The sequence below is a fragment of the Zwartia lucis genome, assembly GCF_965234455.1.
GTDB lineage: Bacteria > Pseudomonadota > Gammaproteobacteria > Burkholderiales > Burkholderiaceae_B > Zwartia > Zwartia lucis.
Genome location: NZ_OZ248474.1, coordinates 481,672 through 498,937 on the forward strand (window position 1 = coordinate 481,672; position 17,266 = coordinate 498,937).

Annotated in this window: 15 protein-coding genes; 10 read left to right on the top strand and 5 right to left on the bottom strand. The window is 55.2% G+C overall.

Going from position 1 to position 17,266, the window contains the following annotated elements; translation table 11 throughout:
• Window positions 1-77: 77 nt before the first annotated feature.
• A complete protein-coding gene (purT, locus tag AC8GE9_RS13105) occupies window positions 78-1,334 on the top strand; it encodes a formate-dependent phosphoribosylglycinamide formyltransferase (RefSeq protein WP_506677813.1) in 1,257 nt (418 codons plus the stop codon).
• Between the two features lie 46 nt (window positions 1,335-1,380).
• Window positions 1,381-1,947: an adenine phosphoribosyltransferase gene (locus AC8GE9_RS13110; RefSeq protein WP_506677585.1), complete on the top strand. Its 567-nt coding sequence runs from the start codon at window positions 1,381-1,383 to the stop codon at window positions 1,945-1,947.
• A 37-nt stretch (window positions 1,948-1,984) separates the two neighbouring features.
• Here AC8GE9_RS13110 and ilvA read toward each other — a convergent pair whose 3' ends face one another.
• Window positions 1,985-3,493: a threonine ammonia-lyase, biosynthetic gene (gene ilvA / locus AC8GE9_RS13115; protein ID WP_506677586.1), complete on the bottom strand. Its 1,509-nt coding sequence runs from the start codon at window positions 3,491-3,493 to the stop codon at window positions 1,985-1,987.
• Window positions 3,494-3,563: 70 nt separating this feature from the next.
• On the opposite strand from ilvA, the gene AC8GE9_RS13120 reads away from it, so the two are divergent.
• Both AC8GE9_RS13120 and AC8GE9_RS13125 read left to right on the top strand, forming a co-directional pair.
• Entirely contained in the window at window positions 3,564-4,118 is a 555-nt protein-coding gene (locus AC8GE9_RS13120; RefSeq protein WP_506677814.1) for a YqaA family protein, read from the top strand.
• Between the two features lie 95 nt (window positions 4,119-4,213).
• The gene (locus tag AC8GE9_RS13125; protein ID WP_506677587.1) at window positions 4,214-8,152 is read left to right on the top strand and encodes a DUF3683 domain-containing protein; all 3,939 of its coding nucleotides are present in this window, start codon (window positions 4,214-4,216) and stop codon (window positions 8,150-8,152) included.
• Window positions 8,153-8,223: 71 nt separating this feature from the next.
• Here AC8GE9_RS13125 and AC8GE9_RS13130 read toward each other — a convergent pair whose 3' ends face one another.
• From AC8GE9_RS13130 to pxpB, 3 genes are read right to left on the bottom strand one after another with little or no spacing between them, the layout of a single operon-like run.
• The gene (locus AC8GE9_RS13130; protein WP_506677588.1) at window positions 8,224-8,979 is read right to left on the bottom strand and encodes a LamB/YcsF family protein; all 756 of its coding nucleotides are present in this window, start codon (window positions 8,977-8,979) and stop codon (window positions 8,224-8,226) included.
• Window positions 8,980-8,990: 11 nt separating this feature from the next.
• Entirely contained in the window at window positions 8,991-9,998 is a 1,008-nt protein-coding gene (locus AC8GE9_RS13135) for a 5-oxoprolinase subunit C family protein (RefSeq protein ID WP_506677589.1), read from the bottom strand.
• Window positions 9,995-10,714, bottom strand: coding sequence for a 5-oxoprolinase subunit PxpB (gene pxpB / locus AC8GE9_RS13140; protein WP_506677590.1), 720 nt, complete (start codon window positions 10,712-10,714; stop codon window positions 9,995-9,997). Before pxpB ends, AC8GE9_RS13135 begins: the two co-directional genes overlap by 4 nt.
• Before the next feature lie 127 nt (window positions 10,715-10,841).
• Here pxpB and ubiE point away from each other — a divergent pair, with 127 nt between their 5' ends.
• The 6 genes from ubiE to rfaE2 all read left to right on the top strand — a co-directional run bounded on the left by ubiE (window position 10,842) and on the right by rfaE2 (window position 16,551).
• The gene (gene ubiE, locus AC8GE9_RS13145) at window positions 10,842-11,582 is read left to right on the top strand and encodes a bifunctional demethylmenaquinone methyltransferase/2-methoxy-6-polyprenyl-1,4-benzoquinol methylase UbiE (RefSeq protein ID WP_506677591.1); all 741 of its coding nucleotides are present in this window, start codon (window positions 10,842-10,844) and stop codon (window positions 11,580-11,582) included.
• A gap of 153 nt (window positions 11,583-11,735) precedes the next feature.
• Window positions 11,736-12,719, top strand: a complete 984-nt coding sequence (locus AC8GE9_RS13150; RefSeq protein ID WP_506677592.1) for a Tim44 domain-containing protein — start codon at window positions 11,736-11,738, stop codon at window positions 12,717-12,719.
• Between the two features lie 160 nt (window positions 12,720-12,879).
• Window positions 12,880-13,542 (top strand): ubiquinone biosynthesis accessory factor UbiJ, encoded by a 663-nt coding sequence (locus AC8GE9_RS13155; RefSeq protein ID WP_506677593.1) that lies wholly within the window; start codon window positions 12,880-12,882, stop codon window positions 13,540-13,542.
• Complete coding sequence (gene ubiB / locus AC8GE9_RS13160; RefSeq protein WP_506677594.1) at window positions 13,539-15,092, top strand: ubiquinone biosynthesis regulatory protein kinase UbiB; 1,554 nt, start codon at window positions 13,539-13,541, stop codon at window positions 15,090-15,092. Before AC8GE9_RS13155 ends, ubiB begins: the two co-directional genes overlap by 4 nt.
• A gap of 79 nt (window positions 15,093-15,171) precedes the next feature.
• Window positions 15,172-16,050: a ferritin family protein gene (locus AC8GE9_RS13165; protein WP_506677815.1), complete on the top strand. Its 879-nt coding sequence runs from the start codon at window positions 15,172-15,174 to the stop codon at window positions 16,048-16,050.
• A gap of 12 nt (window positions 16,051-16,062) precedes the next feature.
• Window positions 16,063-16,551, top strand: a complete 489-nt coding sequence (gene rfaE2 / locus AC8GE9_RS13170) for a D-glycero-beta-D-manno-heptose 1-phosphate adenylyltransferase (RefSeq protein ID WP_506677816.1) — start codon at window positions 16,063-16,065, stop codon at window positions 16,549-16,551.
• Here the strand turns inward: rfaE2 and AC8GE9_RS13175 are convergent.
• Window positions 16,548-17,228, bottom strand: a complete 681-nt coding sequence (locus AC8GE9_RS13175; protein ID WP_506677595.1) for a protein-L-isoaspartate O-methyltransferase family protein — start codon at window positions 17,226-17,228, stop codon at window positions 16,548-16,550. The two genes, rfaE2 and AC8GE9_RS13175, sit on opposite strands and share 4 nt — an antisense overlap.
• Window positions 17,229-17,266 lie beyond the last annotated feature (38 nt).

The window sequence follows — 17,266 nt, forward strand, 5'->3', positions numbered from 1 at the left end:
GTGGTTGCGTCGGGGTACGCGCTGTGGCAATCTGACGCCTCTGTGTTTCCTCCCCTGGATTTTCCATGACAACGCCCATGAATATTTCATCTGTTGCAACTGCGGGGTCTCCTGCGGCGGCTCTCGCGCCTTACGCGGCTGTTTTTGGTACCCCTTTGTCGGGCGCAGCGCTCAAGGTGATGCTGTTGGGTGCCGGCGAGCTGGGTAAAGAGGTCATTCTGGCCCTCCAACGTCTAGGGGTTGAGGTCATCGCGGTCGACCGTTATGCCGATGCTCCCGGACAACAGGTCGCGCACAGAGCCTACGTGGTGGCGATGACAGATAAAGTCGCCTTGCGCGCGGTGATTGAAAAAGAGCAGCCCCACTTGATCGTGCCCGAAATCGAGGCGATTGCCACGGATTTGTTGGTCGAGCTCGAGGCTGCCGGTGTGGTTCGTGTCACGCCCACAGCCCGGGCGGCGCAACTCACCATGAATCGCGAAGGCATTCGTCGACTCGCCGCCGAAACGCTCGGATTGCCGACTTCGCCCTATCGTTTTGCGGATTCCTTAGCTTCTTTGGCCCAGGCAACCGCCGCAGTCGGTTTTCCTTGTCTGGTCAAGCCTGTCATGTCTTCGTCTGGCAAGGGGCAGTCCGTCTTGCGCGGCCCAGAAGATATTGGGTCCGCCTGGAATGTCGCCAAAGAAGGGGCCCGGGTCGAGGGCAGCCGCATAATTGTCGAGGGATTTATCGATTTTGAATACGAGATTACGCTGCTGACCGTTCGCGCTCGAGGTCCGAACGGACAGGTCGAGACTCATTTTTGCGAACCGATCGGCCATCTGCAGGTCGGCGGTGATTATGTAGAAAGTTGGCAGCCTCAGCCGATGTCGCCTCGGGCGCTTGAGCGTGCGCAACAAATCGCCCGCGTGGTGACAGACAATTTGGGCGGACAAGGCTTGTTCGGCGTGGAGTTGTTCGTCTCGGGTGACGAGGTTTGGTTCTCCGAGGTGAGCCCGCGACCTCACGATACGGGCTTAGTGACCCTGGTGTCGCAGGGCCAGAGTGAGTTTGAATTGCATGCCCGCGCCTTGTTAGGCTTGCCAGTGGACACCTCCTTGCGCGGGCCTGCAGCGAGTAGTGTGATTTATGGCGGAATCGAAGCTAAAGCGGTTCGTTACGAAGGGGTTACCGAAGCGTTGGCCGAGCCTGGGACCGATCTGCGTTTGTTCGGCAAGCCGGAGTCCTTTATTAAGCGGCGCATGGGGGTCGCGCTGGCGACAGGCGCGTCTGTGGATCTGGCGCGCGCTAAGGCCCTGCGTGTTTCTGGTGCCATACGTGTGAAAGCCGCTTAAACTACTTCTTCTAATCTACGGCTTACCCCATGCGGAGCGCTACTTAATGATCATGCCCATCATTGCCCCCTATCAGGACTCAATAGAAGTCGTACGAGGGTTGATTCGGACGATTCCAGATTGGCCCAAACCGGGCGTGATGTTTCGGGACATTACGCCGCTTTTGCAAGACCCAAGAGCATTTCGTGTGTTGATCGATATTTTTGTCTATCGCCATATGCGTCAACGCATCGATGTGGTCGTTGGCATCGATGCCCGGGGGTTTATTTTTGGTAGCGCGCTAGCCTATGCCTTAGGCGTTGGTTTTGTACCGGTGCGTAAACAGGGAAAGCTGCCGCACAAAACCGTGGCGCAGTCCTATAGCCTTGAGTACGCCGACGCGACGGTCGAGGTACACCAAGATGCAGTCAAACCAGGACAGCGGGTATTGTTGGTAGATGACTTGGTCGCCACGGGTGGCACCATGCTGGCTGCCATCAAGTTGTTGCAGTTGCTTGGCGGCAATGTCGTCGAGGCCGCAGCGGTCGTAGATCTGCCCGATCTTGGCGGTTCCAGCAAAATCGCTAAAACAGACACACCTTTTTTTAGCGTCTGTCAGTTTAGTGGTGACTGAGTTGCCGTTATATCTGAGCGATTCTTATGAGCGATCCTTACAAAAATAATTTATAAGCGGGGTTGTCAGATTCGTTCCAGTGCGGGTAGCCAACCTCTTCGAGGAAGGCTTTGAAGGCTTTTTTGCTACCTGTGGGGACTTGGATGCCAATCAGGATCTGACCGTAGTCGGCGCCCTGATTGCGGTAATGGAACAGACTGATGTTCCATTCGGGTTTCATGGAGTTCAAAAAACGCATCAAGGCACCGGGCCGCTCGGGGAATTCGAAACGATAGAGCAACTCATTGCCTGCAAGGCTGGAGCGCCCCCCCACCATGTGCCGTAAATGGGTCTTTGCCATTTCATCGTGGGTCAGATCCAGCGTATCAAAGCCGTGCTTGCGGAAGTTGTTCGCGATTTTGTTGGGCTCGCCCAAAGAAGAGACTTGGATGCCGACAAAGACATAGGCCGAGGTTGCATCTGAAATGCGGTAATTGAACTCGGTGACATTACGGTTGCCGACAAGCTCGCAAAAAGCTCTGAAACTCCCTCTTTGCTCAGGGAGCGTCACAGCAAAAATGGCTTCGCGCGCCTCACCAACCTCCGCACGTTCCGCAACAAAGCGCAAACGGTCGAAATTCATGTTGGCCCCGCAGGCAATCGCGACAAGCGTTTTTCCCTTGAGTTTGTGCTCAGCGGCGTATTGTTTGGCGCCTGCGAGGGCGAGTGCACCCGCGGGCTCCAAGACGCTGCGGGTATCTTGAAAGACGTCCTTGATTGCAGCGCAGATGGCGTCCGTGTCGACGAGGACGTAGTCGTCCACCAGTTCGCGAGTCAGCCTAAAGGTTTCAACGCCGACTTGTTTAACGGCGGTGCCATCAGAGAACAGCCCGACATCGGTCAAGGTGATGCGTCGACCGGCACGCACGCTGCGCACCATGGCGTCCGAATCGAAGGTTTGTACGCCGATGATTTTGATCTCAGGACGAACTTGTTTCACATAGGCGGCGATCCCGCTGATCAGGCCACCCCCGCCGATCGCCACGAAAATCGCTTCGATAGGCTCGGCGTGTTGGCGCAAAATTTCCATTCCAATCGTGCCTTGGCCTGCGATGACATCCGGGTCATCAAAGGGATGCACAAAGGTCAACTGTTGTTTTTTTTCTAGGGTCAGTGCATGTCCATACGCGTCGCTAAAACTGTCGCCATAAAGTACGACCTCGGCGCCAAGCGCGCGGACGGCGTCGGTTTTGACGCCCGGCGTGGTCGTGGGCATGACGATCACAGCCCTGCAGCCAAGACGCTTGGCGGACAATGCGACGCCTTGAGCGTGGTTGCCCGCGGAGGCGGCGATCACGCCGCGCGCGATAACGGCCTTGGGCAAGTGCGCCATTTTGTTGTAGGCACCCCGCAGCTTGAAACTAAAGACGGACTGCGTGTCCTCGCGTTTGAGCAAAACGGTGTTGCCGATACGCTGAGAAAGCTGAGGGGCGAACTCCAACGGTGTTTCGACCGCAACGTCATACACTTTTGAAGTAAGGATACGTCTGAGATAATCCGTGGTCATGATGTTCCTAAGTAGACTGCGTACTGATTCGACATTATCCCACGGGGACTTTTTACTTGACCTGTAGTCACTGGAGTTTGCTTTGGGCGCGCTCATACAAGACTTTTTGACCTGGCTGGCGATGCCAGGAGTGGGTTTGCCGGCGGTTTTTGCCGTGAGCTTGTTGGCGGCAACGATCTTGCCGCTTGGTTCTGAACCTGTGTTGCTGGGGTACTTGGCGGCGTTTCCAGAGATGTTTTGGCCGGCGATCTTGGTGGCGACAATTGGTAACACCCTAGGGTCGCTCGTCAGCTACGCCATGGGTGCCGGGGCGCATGGCATCTTTGGTCGTTGGCGGCAGAAAAAGCGCTTGAGCGCGGCAAGCTCTGGACCTACGCGTTCGCACGCTCTTGAACCCGTTCCTGTCATCACCCCTGGACGTGTCCGCGCTGAAAAATGGGTGCACCGCTATGGTGCCCCAGTGCTCTTGTTGGCTTGGCTGCCTGTTGTGGGGGACCCTCTCTGCGCGGTGGCTGGTTGGTTAAGACTACCATTTTGGCCTTGCGTGGTTTATGTCGCACTAGGCAAATTTGGACGCTATCTGGTCTTGGCTTGGGCGTTTCGATGGGTCTTTACCCCTACTTAAGCGGTGCGCAACCATATTGTTTTAAGGGTATTGGGTGCGCCCTAATAGGATGTCTTAAAATGTTTATTTGAAGGTCCTTAAACGAGCCTAGACCTATGAACGCACCGTTTCCAAGCCATTTACTGAATGCCGAGCCCGCTCAAGATGCGCAGGCTCGTTTACGTGAAATCCCCTACAACTACACCTCTTTCTCTGACCGAGAAGTCGTGTGTCGCTTGCTAGGCGATGATGCCTGGGCGTTGCTGTCCGATTTGCGTGGCGAACGCAAGACGGGCCGTTCCGCGCGGATGCTTTACGAGGTGCTGGGCGATATCTGGGTGGTACGTCGCAATCCTTATTTGCTGGATGATCTGCTTGACAACCCCAAGCGCCGTAAGCTGTTGATCGAGGCGCTTGAGCACAGACTGACCGAAATTGATCATCGACGGATATCGGATGATGCGAGCCGCGATGAAAAAGTCGCGAGCTTGCTCGAGCGTGCTCGCGCTGCCGTACGCGCATTCGAAGAAGAGTTCGAGCGCACCGCGCGTTTGCGTCGTCAGGTGCAAAAGGTGCTGGGCAAGATCACGGCCAAAGACAACATCAAATTTGACGGTTTGTCTCGTGTCTCGCACGTTACGGATGCAACCGACTGGCGCGTCGAGTACCCTTTCGTCGTATTGACGCCGGATGATGAGCAAGAGATCGCGGCTTTGGTGCGCGGTTGTATCGAACTCGGTCTGACGATTGTGCCTCGAGGCGGTGGGACGGGCTATACCGGCGGTGCGATCCCGTTGACCTGGCGATCCGCAGTGATCAATACGGAAAAACTTGATACGCTCGGTGCCGTAGAAGTGGGTCCGTTGCCTGGTGTCGCCACACAGGTCGCGACAGTGCGGTCTGGAGCGGGCGTTGTCACCAAACGCGTCTCTGAGGCAGCCGAGGCCGCAGGCTTTGTGTTTGCGGTGGATCCGACCTCGGCCGATGCCTCGTGCGTCGGTGGTAACGTCGCGATGAATGCCGGCGGGAAAAAAGCGGTGTTGTGGGGGACCGCGCTGGACAATCTGGCATGGTGGAGGATGGTCGATCCCCAAGGCAATTGGCTTGACGTTACTCGCCTAGAGCACAACCTTGGCAAAATCCATGAAGCCGGCCGGGTTCGGTTTGAGCTTCAGTGGTCAGATGGCACCGAGGCCGCTGGCGCACGCGTTTTGCGTACTGAAATTTTAGAGATTGACGGTGCGCGGTTTCGTAAAGTCGGTCTGGGCAAGGATGTCACAGACAAATTTCTCTCTGGTTTGCCTGGTGTACAAAAAGAAGGTTGCGACGGTTTGATCACGGCGGCCCGCTGGGTGCTGCATCGCATGCCGAGTCACACCCGCACGGTCTGCCTGGAGTTTTTTGGGCAGGCCCGCGATGCGATCCCCTCCATTGTTGAAATTAAAAACTATCTGGACGTTCAGGGGCGCGCCCGCGGCGCGTTGCTGGCGGGTCTTGAGCATCTCGATGAGCGCTATTTGCGCGCAGTGGGGTACGCTACAAAAAGCAAGCGCGGTGTGTTGCCCAAAATGGTGCTGATTGGCGATATCGTCGGTGATGATGATGCGGCGGTCGCCCATGCGACGAGTGAAGTGGTGCGCTTGGCCAATACGCGCCACGGAGAAGGTTTCGTCGCAGTGAGTGCGGACGCGCGTAAAAAATTCTGGCTGGATCGTTCGCGCACGGCCGCGATCGCACGCCATACCAATGCTTTTAAAATTAACGAAGATGTCGTGATCCCGCTCGAGCGCATGGGCGAGTACACCGATCACATCGAACGAATCAATATCGAACTGTCGACGCATAACAAGCTCAAATTACTGGATGCATTGCAGCGCGCGCTCGAGGGCGAACTGCCGATTGCAAAACTCGATCGTGGCAGCGAAGAAGGTGGCTTGCTCGAAGAGTCGCTCGATGAGCGTCGTCGTAGCGCGATTGAAAGTGTGATGCGGGTGCGCGCGCGCTGGCAGTGGGTGCTTGAGCATTTAGATGTGCCGCTCTCGGAGGCGATGGCTGGCTTGTCGGCGCATGGCCTCAATGTCCTAGAGCCGGCTCTCGCGCAGCGATTGGCTTTGCAACCCGAGGCGCGTCTATTCGATGTCGTGCAGGACCGTACCTTGCGCATCTCTTGGAAAGCCGAGGTGCTCTGCGATTTAGCCGGCGTGTTTGGTGGCACAGATTTTGCACCCATCATGACCGAAATGCAGGCCATTCATGATCGCGTACTTAAAAGTCGCGTGTTCGTCGCCTTGCATATGCATGCGGGCGACGGCAATGTGCACACCAATATACCGGTGAACTCTGATGACTATGAAATGCTGCGCGAGGCCAATGAGGCCGTTGTGCGTATCATGCAGATCGCGCGCGATCTCAATGGTGTGATTTCTGGCGAACACGGCATTGGTTTGACCAAGTATGAGTTTCTGACCGAAGCGGAGTTATTGCCCTTTCAGGACTACAAGCGTCGTATCGACCCGAACGACCATTTCAATGCCGGCAAACTGATGCCAGGCGCTGACTTGCGCAATGCTTGGACGCCGAGTTTTGGTCTGATGGGCCATGAGTCGCTCATCATGCAGCGCAGCGAGATCGGCGCGATTAGCAACTCCATCAAAGACTGTTTACGCTGTGGCAAGTGCAAGCCTGTATGCGCAACCCATGTGCCGCGTGCGAATCTGTTGTACTCGCCACGTAATAAGATTCTTGCGACTTCGCTGTTGATTGAGGCTTTTTTATACGAAGAGCAAACCCGACGCGGCATTAGTTTGAAGCATTGGGAAGAGTTCGAGGATGTGGCTGACCACTGTACGGTTTGCCACAAGTGCTACAACCCGTGCCCGGTAGATATTGATTTTGGCGATGTTTCCATGAACATGCGCGCGCTGTTGCGCAACGTGGGTCGTAAGTCTTTTAATCCTGGCACCTCGACTGCGATGTTCTTTTTGAATGCCAAGGATCCCGCAACGATTAATGCGACCCGCGTCGCGCTAGTGGGTGTGGGTTACAAGATTCAGCGCATGGCGAGCGACTTGTTGTCCAAATTCGCGCGCAAGCAAACCGCCAAGCCCCCTGCGACTGTTGGCAAGGCACCCTTGCGCGAGCAGGTGGTGCACTTTATCAATAAAAAAATGCCAGGGGGTTTGCCCAAGCAGGCGGCGCGCAAGTTGCTGGATATCGAAGACGCGGACTACGTACCGATTATTCGTCCTCCGCAGGCGCCTGCGGATACGGAAGCGGTATTTTATTTTCCGGGCTGTGGTTCTGAGCGGTTGTTTTCACAGGTTGGCTTAGCGACGCAGGCGATGTTGTGGCATGCGGGTGTGCAAACGGTATTGCCTCCTGGCTATTTATGCTGTGGTTATCCGCAACGCGCCAACGGGATGAACGACAAGGCCGAGCAGATCATCACGGACAATCGCGTGCTGTTTCATCGCGTGGCGAATACGCTGAATTATCTTGATATTAAAACCGTCGTGGTGAGTTGCGGCACGTGCTATGACCAGTTGGCAGGCTACGAGTTTGAAAAGATTTTCCCAGGCTGTCGCTTGATTGATATTCACGAATATTTGCTTGAAAAAGACATTAAGCTCGAAGGTGTTCAAGGCACGCGTTACATGTATCACGATCCCTGCCACACACCGATGAAGCTGCAGGATCCGATGAAGACCGTGCGCTCGCTTGTGGGTGACTCAGCGATCAAGACGGATCGTTGCTGCGGTGAGTCCGGGACCTTAGCTGTGACGCGTCCGGACATTTCGACGCAAATCCGTTTCCGCAAGGAAGAGGAGCTTGTCAAAAATGATGCGACCTTGCGTCAAGATGGTTTTGACGGCGAGATCAAGGTCTTGACCTCGTGCCCTTCTTGCTTGCAAGGACTGTCACGCTTTGAGGCGGACAGTGGCGCCAAAGCCGACTACATCGTAGTCGAAATGGCCAAGCACATTTTGGGCGACAACTGGCTTGAGGAATATGTCAAAAAAGCCAATGACGGCGGGATTGAGCGCGTCCTCGTTTAATGTCAGGATGTGCTTGTTCGCAGCCTGAAGAGGGTGTTTAAAAGAGGCTGTCTACGGACAGCCTCACTTCATTACACGCCAACTTCGATGCCTTCGGCGCGCAGTGCTTCGCGGATAGCTTTGGCAAAGGTCACCGCACCTGGCTGATCGCCGTGAATACAAAGCGTGTCAGCACGGACCGTGACGATGGTGCCGTCATTGGCGGTTAAGGTGCTGGTCTTGACCATCTGCAGGACTTGCTTGATCGACTGTTGCACGTCTGTGATCATCGCGTTGGGCTGGTTTCGTGGGCTCAGCGTCCCGTCAGGCGCGTAGTTACGGTCACCAAAGACTTCGCTGGCGACGCGCAAGCCGATGGACTCGGCAATAGGAATCATCTGGCTGCCCGCCAAGGCAAAAAAGACCAGATCCTTGTCGACGTCGTAGGTCGCTTGAGCAAGTGCGCGCGTGAGACCTTCGTTTTTGACGGCCATGTTGTAGAGCTGACCATGCGCTTTGACATGACGCAAGCGCGCGCCTTGCGAGGCAGCGACCCCCGCTAGCGCGCCGATCTGAACCACCATCATGTCGTAGGCTTCTTGATCTGTGATCGCCATATTGCGGCGACCAAAACCTTGCAAGTCGGGCAGACCTGGATGCGCGCCGAGCGCCACGCCATGTTTATGAGCCGAGGCGACTGTTTTGCGCATCGTCGCCGGGTCGCCACCGTGAAACCCGCAGGCGATGTTGGCCGAGGAAACGTAGGGCAAAATTTCCTCGTCGTTGCCCATTTTCCAGGCGCCAAAGCTTTCGCCCATATCGCAATTCAAATCAATACGTAGTGCCATGATTGAGGTCCTTAGTGATGAAGCAATAATGTTCGCACGGGGCGGAGTGCCTGCGCAAGGTCCATGAATGCGCGGGTTCGCGCTGTGTCCAGTGTTTGTGCGGTTTCGAGCGTGACTAGTTCAAACTGCACCTTGTCGCCAGGGCCCATCTGAGCGAGAAGCGGTAAATCGACGGTCGCGACATAGGCTATTTTTGGGTAGCCTCCCGTGGTCTGGCGATCAGCCATCAGGACGATCGGCTGTCCACCGGCCGGCACTTGAATGGTGCCAAAAGTCGTGGCTTCGGAGATCATTTGCCGAGGCTTGGTCATGAGGATGTCTGGACCCTGCAGTCGGTAGCCCATCCGCTCCGAGTCAGGACTGATGCGAAAAGTTTGACTCAGGAGCGCCTCTCGACTTGCGGGGGTGAACTCTTCCCACTGTTGACTCTTGATGAGCCGAATGCGCGCGCGCGTGGAGTCCGCAATGACGCTTGGCAAATACAATCTGATATCCCAGAGGGCTTTCGCGAGGGTTTCGAGCGTTCCGCCATCTTGGCCAACTTCCCTGAGGGGGCGCCGCAAGGGAATTTCGTCGTGACGCTTAAGGGCGCGACCATGCCAACCTCCGAATTGACTGCGAAGATACGTGCTTTGACTGCCAAGGATGCTGGGGATGTCGAAACCACCGTGCACGGCCAAATACGCACGCGTACCGTGTTGTCTGGCGCCGAAATGCAGTTCGTCCTGCGCACGCAATACCAGTGGACGATTCATCGCGATTGGCTTGCCATTGAGCTGAGGGCTCAGATCTGCGCCACATAAGGCGATACAGCACGCTTGCGTAAATTGCAGCGTGGGTCCCGTCAGGGTAATTTCCAGGCTTGCAATATCCTCGGCATTGCCGACGAGCGTATTCGCAAGGCGGTGTGCGCGTTGATCCATTGCACCCACAACCGATACGCCGAGTGGTTGATGGCCAAAGCGACCCTCGTCCTGAAAGCTCGACAGCATGCCTGGTTTGAGAACGCGAACGGTCATGTGGCCTCCTGAGCGATTGCGGCTGCGAGGCGGTCGTACTCTTGTTCGCTGATGGAGAAAAAGCGCACTTGATCACCCGGCAATAGCAAGGAGGGCTGAGGTCGTCGTAAGTCAAAAAGCTTGAGCGGGGTGGCGCCAAGAATATGCCAACCACTCGGCAAAAGCGTGGGGTAAATCGTGGATTGGCGGTTGGCAATCGCAACAGAGCCGGCGGGTACGGCGGTACGCGGTACATCTCGCCGAGGCAGGGCAAAGAGTGCATCATGCACGCCAATATAGGGATGGCCGGGTGAAAACCCAAGGCCAAACACCATGCTGCCAGGCTGCGTGTGCAGCGCGATGACCTGCTGCTCGGTGAGCCCCGTTTTTTGAGCGACATCGCTTAGGTCGGGGCCATGTTTGCCCCCGTAGCAAACGGGAATCTCCATTTGACGCGCTGAGGTTGTGGCTTGGACAAGTTCGCCCTGGAGCTGCGCGTCGACTTGAGCGCAGAGTGTGGCGAAGTCTGTGCCGCCCATCTTGATGCCTGGTTTGTAAAAGAGTGCGACGGCCGTATACAAAGGGACGATGTCCGTGACGCCTTGGAGTTTGGCGCGTTCCAGCGTGGCTGCCGCCCAGAGGCAGAGTGTGCCGGTCTCTAAACTGATGGATTCGCCAAAGTCGATGCTTAGGCAACGGTCGCCTTGAGGGCGCAGGGTGTAATGGATCGAGGCCATGCAGAGGGGTGGTTCAGAATGCAGTATGAAGCCTCACGGCAAAGAACCTTCAGTTTATGCCTTTTTCAGCGTTGAAATGACGTCTGAGAGATTAAACTGGGCATTGCATTGATTTGAGTGAAAGACTATGTCACAAGAAAAGACACACTTTGGTTTTCAGACCGTCGAAGAGTCCGAAAAGGCCGGCAAGGTTGCTCAGGTTTTTCACTCGGTTGCTTCACGCTACGATGTGATGAACGACCTCATGTCCGCTGGCCTGCACCGAGTTTGGAAGGCTTTTACGATTGGTCGGGCCGCTGTCAGACCAGGCATGAAGGTGCTCGACATCGCAGGCGGAACAGGTGATCTCGCGCGCGAATTTGCCCAAAAAGCCGGTGCGCAGGGTGAGGTCTGGCTCACCGACATTAATGACTCAATGCTGCGCGTCGGACGCGATCGGCTCCTCGATGATGGCGTGGTCTTGCCTTGTGCGGTGTGCGACGCGGAATATCTGCCTTTCCCAGACAATTATTTCGATCGTGTTACGGTTGCTTTTGGATTACGCAACATGACACACAAGGATCGTGCGTTATCTGAGATGACCCGGGTGTTGCGTCCCGGAGGCAAACTCTTGGTATTGGAGTTTTCGCGCATCGCCAAACCCCTTGCGCCCGCGTATGATTGGTATTCCTTTAATATCTTGCCGTGGTTGGGAAGCAAAGTCGCGGGAGATGCGGATAGTTATCGTTATCTGGCCGAATCCATACGCATGCATCCCGATCAAGAGACGCTTAAGGGGATGCTCGAGCACGCGGGTCTCTCGAGGGTGCAGTATTTCAATTTATCGGCGGGTCTGACGGCCTTGCACGAAGGGATCAAACTGGGCTGAACGCTAAGAATGAACTTTTGGACACTTGCCGTTTCTATATACATATATTTGTTCAGCTTTTAGTCAGATTCAGGTAAAATTCAGCTTATATTCAGTTTTAGTGTACGGGTTTTCTATTTCTATTGACAGGCGATATTCGCCTAGGAGCACTCAATGTCACGTCCTTTGATTCGTTTCTTTGCTGCAGCGTTGGTGGCTGTGAGCGGACTGGCCCTTACTGCCGTAGCCTTCGATGCCGAAGCCGCTCGTGCGGGCAAGGGTAGCAACTCCGGTCGTCAGTCTTCGAACGTCACGAGCCAAAAGGCTGCCCAGCCTGCTGCCGCGACAAGTAACACAACACAGCGTAGTGCCGCCGCAGCCCCTGCCGCCGGCGCTGCCGGAGCGGCAGCCGCCTCTGGCGCCTCCCGCTGGCTCGGCCCCTTGGCTGGCATTGCCGCCGGTCTGGGAATCGCGGCGCTCATGTCTCACTTAGGTTTGGGCGGCGCCTTCGCCGACTTCTTGGTGCTGGCGCTGATTGCCGGTGTGGTCGTGTTTGGCGTGATGTTCATCATGCGCAGAATGCGTGGCCCTCAGCCTGCTGCCGAGGGTGCGGGCGCGGGTAATGGTGGAACGTCAAATCAAAATAATAATGCTACGTTGCGCGAGACCAGTGAGCCTGCGGCGCAGGCGCCCGTCTCCTTGCCGTCAACCGCGACGGGTTCGATGTCAGCAGCGGGTTTTGGTTCCGATGCACCAGCACCAGATCAAAATTGGTTTATTCCTGTCGACTTTGATACGCAACGTTTCTTGAGCGAAGCCAAAAAGCAGTTCGTTTCGATTCAAAAAGTCTGGGACAGTGGCAACATCGCAGAGATGCGTACTTTCCTGACGGACGACCTGATGAAAGAGCTGCAAGCTCAACTCAGCGACCGTATTGAGGAAAATCACACGGAAGTGGTTTTGTTGAATGCCGAGCTGCTTGGTATCGAAAAGGTCAGTGATGGCCACCTGGCGAGTGTACGTTTCTCGGGCATGCTCAGAGAGCAAGCTGGCGCTGAGGCGTTCCGTTTTGAAGAGGTCTGGAATCTGTTCAAGCCTGAGCAAGGCGGTTGGTTGCTCGCGGGTATTCAGCAGGTACCCGTCAGCCAAGCGAGCTGATTCCCTAGTTGCATGATGTCAATCAAACAAAACGCCCGCCTTTGCGGGCGTTTTGTTTGGGCTGAACCGCCACACCCGCTAAAATAGTGGATTATGCCGAAAATACTTGCTACGACAGTGCGAGGCGCTGCGTCCCAGAGGCTTGGTTTGTCACTTTAAGGTGAATCGTATTTCCACTACTTTTTTCGGTTTTGCACCTGTGCATCCAGCGCAGGCGATGGCTCTAGCGCTCAATACGCTGACTCAGCAGCAAGTCTGGGCGGCGCAGCGCCTAGCTCAGCACGCCGGTAAAACCGTGCGGATCGTTGTGGCGGGCTTTCAGCTCAACTGGCGGATCGAGTCCGATGGCAAGCTGGTTCATGAGCAGGAGTCGGTGACGCCCGACGTCACCCTAGAGATTTTGCTGGAAAAGCTTAGTCCTTTTGCTTTTGTTGATCAGGCGCGACGTCCGGATATCGCCGAATATGTTCATGTCTCGGGACAGGCCGCATTGGCGCAAGTGATGTCTGATTTGGCCCGAGAGTGTCGTCCCGACCCAGAGGATGCACTTGCTCAATGGCTAGGTGATGTGCCCGCGCGCCGCATCGTGCAGGGCTTGCGTCAGACGCTGAGCGCCGTTCAAACCCTCGGTTCGAGTCTGACACAAAATGTGGCTGAATATTTATCTGAGGAAACGGACGCCTTGGTGGGTCGGCCTGCAATGCTCACGCAGCGCGCGACGCAGTCGCAGTTGCTGGCATCCTTGGAACGACTCGAGCATCGTCAGCTGCGCATACAAAGCAAAATCGAAAAGATTGAGCGTTCAGTCGGGGCGAAACCATGATGTCCTTGCCGCGCTTGACGCGGATCATCGTCGTTGCTTTGCGATACCGACTGGATGAATTGGTTTTATCCGGTATTGATCATCCTATCGCTGTGCGCTTGCTGTGGGTAGTGAGGCTCGGATCCCAGCCAAAGATGCCGCGGGGACTTAGACTGCGTCTTGCGCTTGAGTCCTTAGGGCCGATTTTCGTCAAATTTGGTCAGGTATTGTCGACGCGGCGCGATTTGATCCCGCCGGACGTCGCGGATGAGCTCACGCTGTTACAAGATCGCGTCGCGCCTTTTCCGTCTGACGAGGCCGCGGCGATGATCGAGGCGGCGCTTGGCGCACCGACGTCTAAGTTATTTGCGCAGTTTGATAAAGATCCGGTCGCATCCGCCTCGATCGCCCAGGTGCATTTTGCAGTGTTACACGATGGTAGGTCTGTCGCGGTCAAGGTGCTTAGGCCCGGTATGCTGGAGGTGATCGATAAAGATCTCTCTTTGATGCGGGTGTTGGCAGGGCTCATCGAGCGGCTCGCGCCTGATGGCCGGCGACTCAAACCACGCGAGGTTGTTGGCGAGTTTGATAAGCATCTGCACGACGAGTTGGACCTCCTCAGAGAAGCCGCAAATTGCAGTCAGTTACGCAGGAATTTCTCCAACGAGGGTCCTCGGCAGAATCTATTGTGGGTTCCCGAGGTGATGTGGGATTATTGCGCGACGAATGTGTTTACGATGGAGCGGATGTACGGTGTTCCTGTCAGCCAGATAGAAAAGTTGCGTTTGCTTGGGGTGGATATTCCCAAGCTCGCCCAAACTGGCGTGGAGATTTTTTTCACTCAGGTCTTTGACGACGGTTTCTTTCATGCCGACATGCACCCTGGCAACATCTATGTGTCGGATCGCCCCGAGACGCTTGGCCGCTATATCGCATTAGATTTCGGTATTGTTGGGTCGTTATCCGAGTTCGATAAAAACTACTTGGCGCAAAACTTTCTAGCCTTTTTTCAGCGCGACTATCGCAGAGTGGCTCGGCTGCACATCGAGTCAGGCTGGGTACCGCCTACGACCCGTGAAGAAGAACTCGAAGGCGCCGTGCGGGCGGTCTGCGAACCTTATTTTGATCGACCGTTGGCTGAAATCTCACTTGGACAAGTGTTATTACGTCTTTTCCAGACATCAAGGCGGTTTAATGTTGAAATACAACCGCAATTGGTCCTGTTACAAAAGACCCTGCTCAATGTCGAAGGACTTGGACGTCAGCTTGATCCGCAGTTAGACTTGTGGAAAACGGCTAAACCCTACCTAGAGCGTTGGATGCATGAGCGAGTTGGGTTCAAGGGAATTAAGAAGAAATTGACGCAGGAAGCGACGCAGTGGTCGCAGTGGCTGCCAGAGTTTCCACGTTTGTTATATGCGCAACTCACGCGTCCGGATGTTTCGTCCGCGGTGTTGTCCGAGTTACAGCGCTCGCGCAAAGCGCGCGAGCAGGGTAATCGTTTGCTGGTTGCTTTAACGGGCGTAGCCGCCCTGGCATTGGGTGTGGCGCTTTGGGCGCTCATTCAATGAATTTGTTAGTTGAACCTTTAGCCACAGATCACTGTTTTATGTGAAAACGATCTGAGCTGAATCTTTAAGGCAGTAAATGATGCTTTACACAGAACTTTTCAAGTCCATGGAGTCGGTGCGCTGGAATATGGCCACGGATATTCCTTGGCACGATTTTGATCGGAGCAAGCTCACTGATGAGCAGGCGCAAACGATCAAGATGAATGCCATCACAGAATGGGCGGCACTGCCTGCTACAGAAATGTTCCTGCGCGACAACCGCGACGACAGTGATTTTTCTGCCTTTATGTCGGTTTGGTTTTTCGAAGAACAAAAACATTCTTTGGTACTGATTGAATATTTGCGTCGCTTCGCGCCCGATCTTGTCCCGACCGAAGAGGAGCTGCACCGCGTTCGATTTGAGTTCGATCCAGCGCCCCCTCTTGAGACATTGATGCTGCACTTTTGTGGTGAGGTGCGTCTGAATCATTGGTATCGACGCGCAGCGGACTGGCACACAGAGCCTGTGATCAAGGCGATCTACAACGTGATCGCACAAGATGAGGCTCGACACGCCGGTGCCTATTTACGCTATATGAAGCGCGCCTTGACGCAGCGTGGGAGCGAAATTGCGACGCAGGCTCGGATGGCCTTTGCAAAAATTGGTGTGTTGATGGCTTCGGCACATCGCACGCCTCAAGCGCTGCACCCCACCAATTTGCACGTGAATAAGGATATGTTTCCTGATGACACGGTGCAGTCCAAGTTGCCTGAGCCCGGTTGGCTTGAGCGTTGGCTCGATCATCAAATTCATTTTGACAAAGTCTGGGAAGGCAAGGTGAGTACGCGTATTTTGCATAACATGTCTTTGCTGATGGACAGTTCGTTTAAGTCGGTTCAGGATTTGAATCGTTATCGTAAAGAGTTGCTAAGAGCCGTGCCCTTGATCGCGCCCGACACCAAACCTTCGGTAGCCTAAGGAGCGGGGTTGTTGATGGCTGCCCGGTTTGAAAGCAAAATCTTGTCTCCTCAGGCCTGTGCACAACACATCGCCCGTGGGGATTGGGTTCGCCCAGTGGTGTTTACGAATGGTGTTTTTGATATTTTGCACCGTGGCCATGTGACCTATCTGGATCAGGCCGCCCAGCTTGGCGGCACGTTAGTAGTGGCGATTAATAAGGACGCCTCGGCGCGCCGTTTGGGCAAGGGAGCGGATCGGCCCCTCAATCACGAGCAGGATCGTGCGGCTTTGCTTGCTTCGCTAGCGTGCGTCGACGCCGTGACTTTTTTTGATGAAGACACCCCTGTCGCGTTGATCGGCTTGCTCCGACCAGATCTCATCGTTAAAGGCGGCGATTACGACATGCAGACCTTGGCAGAAACCAAGCTGGTGGAGTCATGGGGCGGCAAAGCAGTCGCAATCCCGTTCGAGTTTGCGCGTTCGACGACCGCCTTGGTGACAAAGATTCGACAAACTTAGAACTTAAACTTTGATGGACGCGTGCCGCTCAGAGGTTTAATGACGGTTTCAAACAGGGGTGTTGTTTCAAAACTAGCAGCAGTTGTCCGCGTGACACAGTAAGCCGTCATCGCAGGGGCTTGACCCACCACAACCACCATACGCCCACCTTCGCAAAGCTGATACTTGAGCGCATCCGGTATGGCGGCCACCGCGCCGGTCACCAAAATCGCATCATATTCGGTTGTCCCCCAGCCGTTGCTCGCGTCACCTATTTCAACCTTGACGTTTGAAATGCCTGCTTGCTGAAGGTTGAGCTGTGCAAAAGCGGCCAAACGTGGGTCGATGTCAACGGACGTCACACCGCGTGCGATGTGCGCCAGCAAGGCGGCCTGATAGCCGGAACCCGTGCCGACTTCGAGTACGCAGTCATCCTCTTTGAGCTGAAGCAGTTGTGTGAATTTGGCTTCGAGCTTGGGTGCGAGCATCGTCTGATGCGTTTCCCCCGAGGAAATGGTCAACGGAATCTCAAGATCCGAAAACGCGAAAGCGCGGTAGCTCGAGGGAACAAAGAGCTCACGTTTAACGTTAAAGAGCGCCTCAAGCACATTGCTGTTAGAAACGTCCCAAGGACGAATCTGTTGTTCGATCATATTGATGCGCGCGCGCTCGATATCAGGCAAAGTATTGGCTTTCATAAAATCAACGGGGCAACAAGTCAGTCGCCTAACAATGT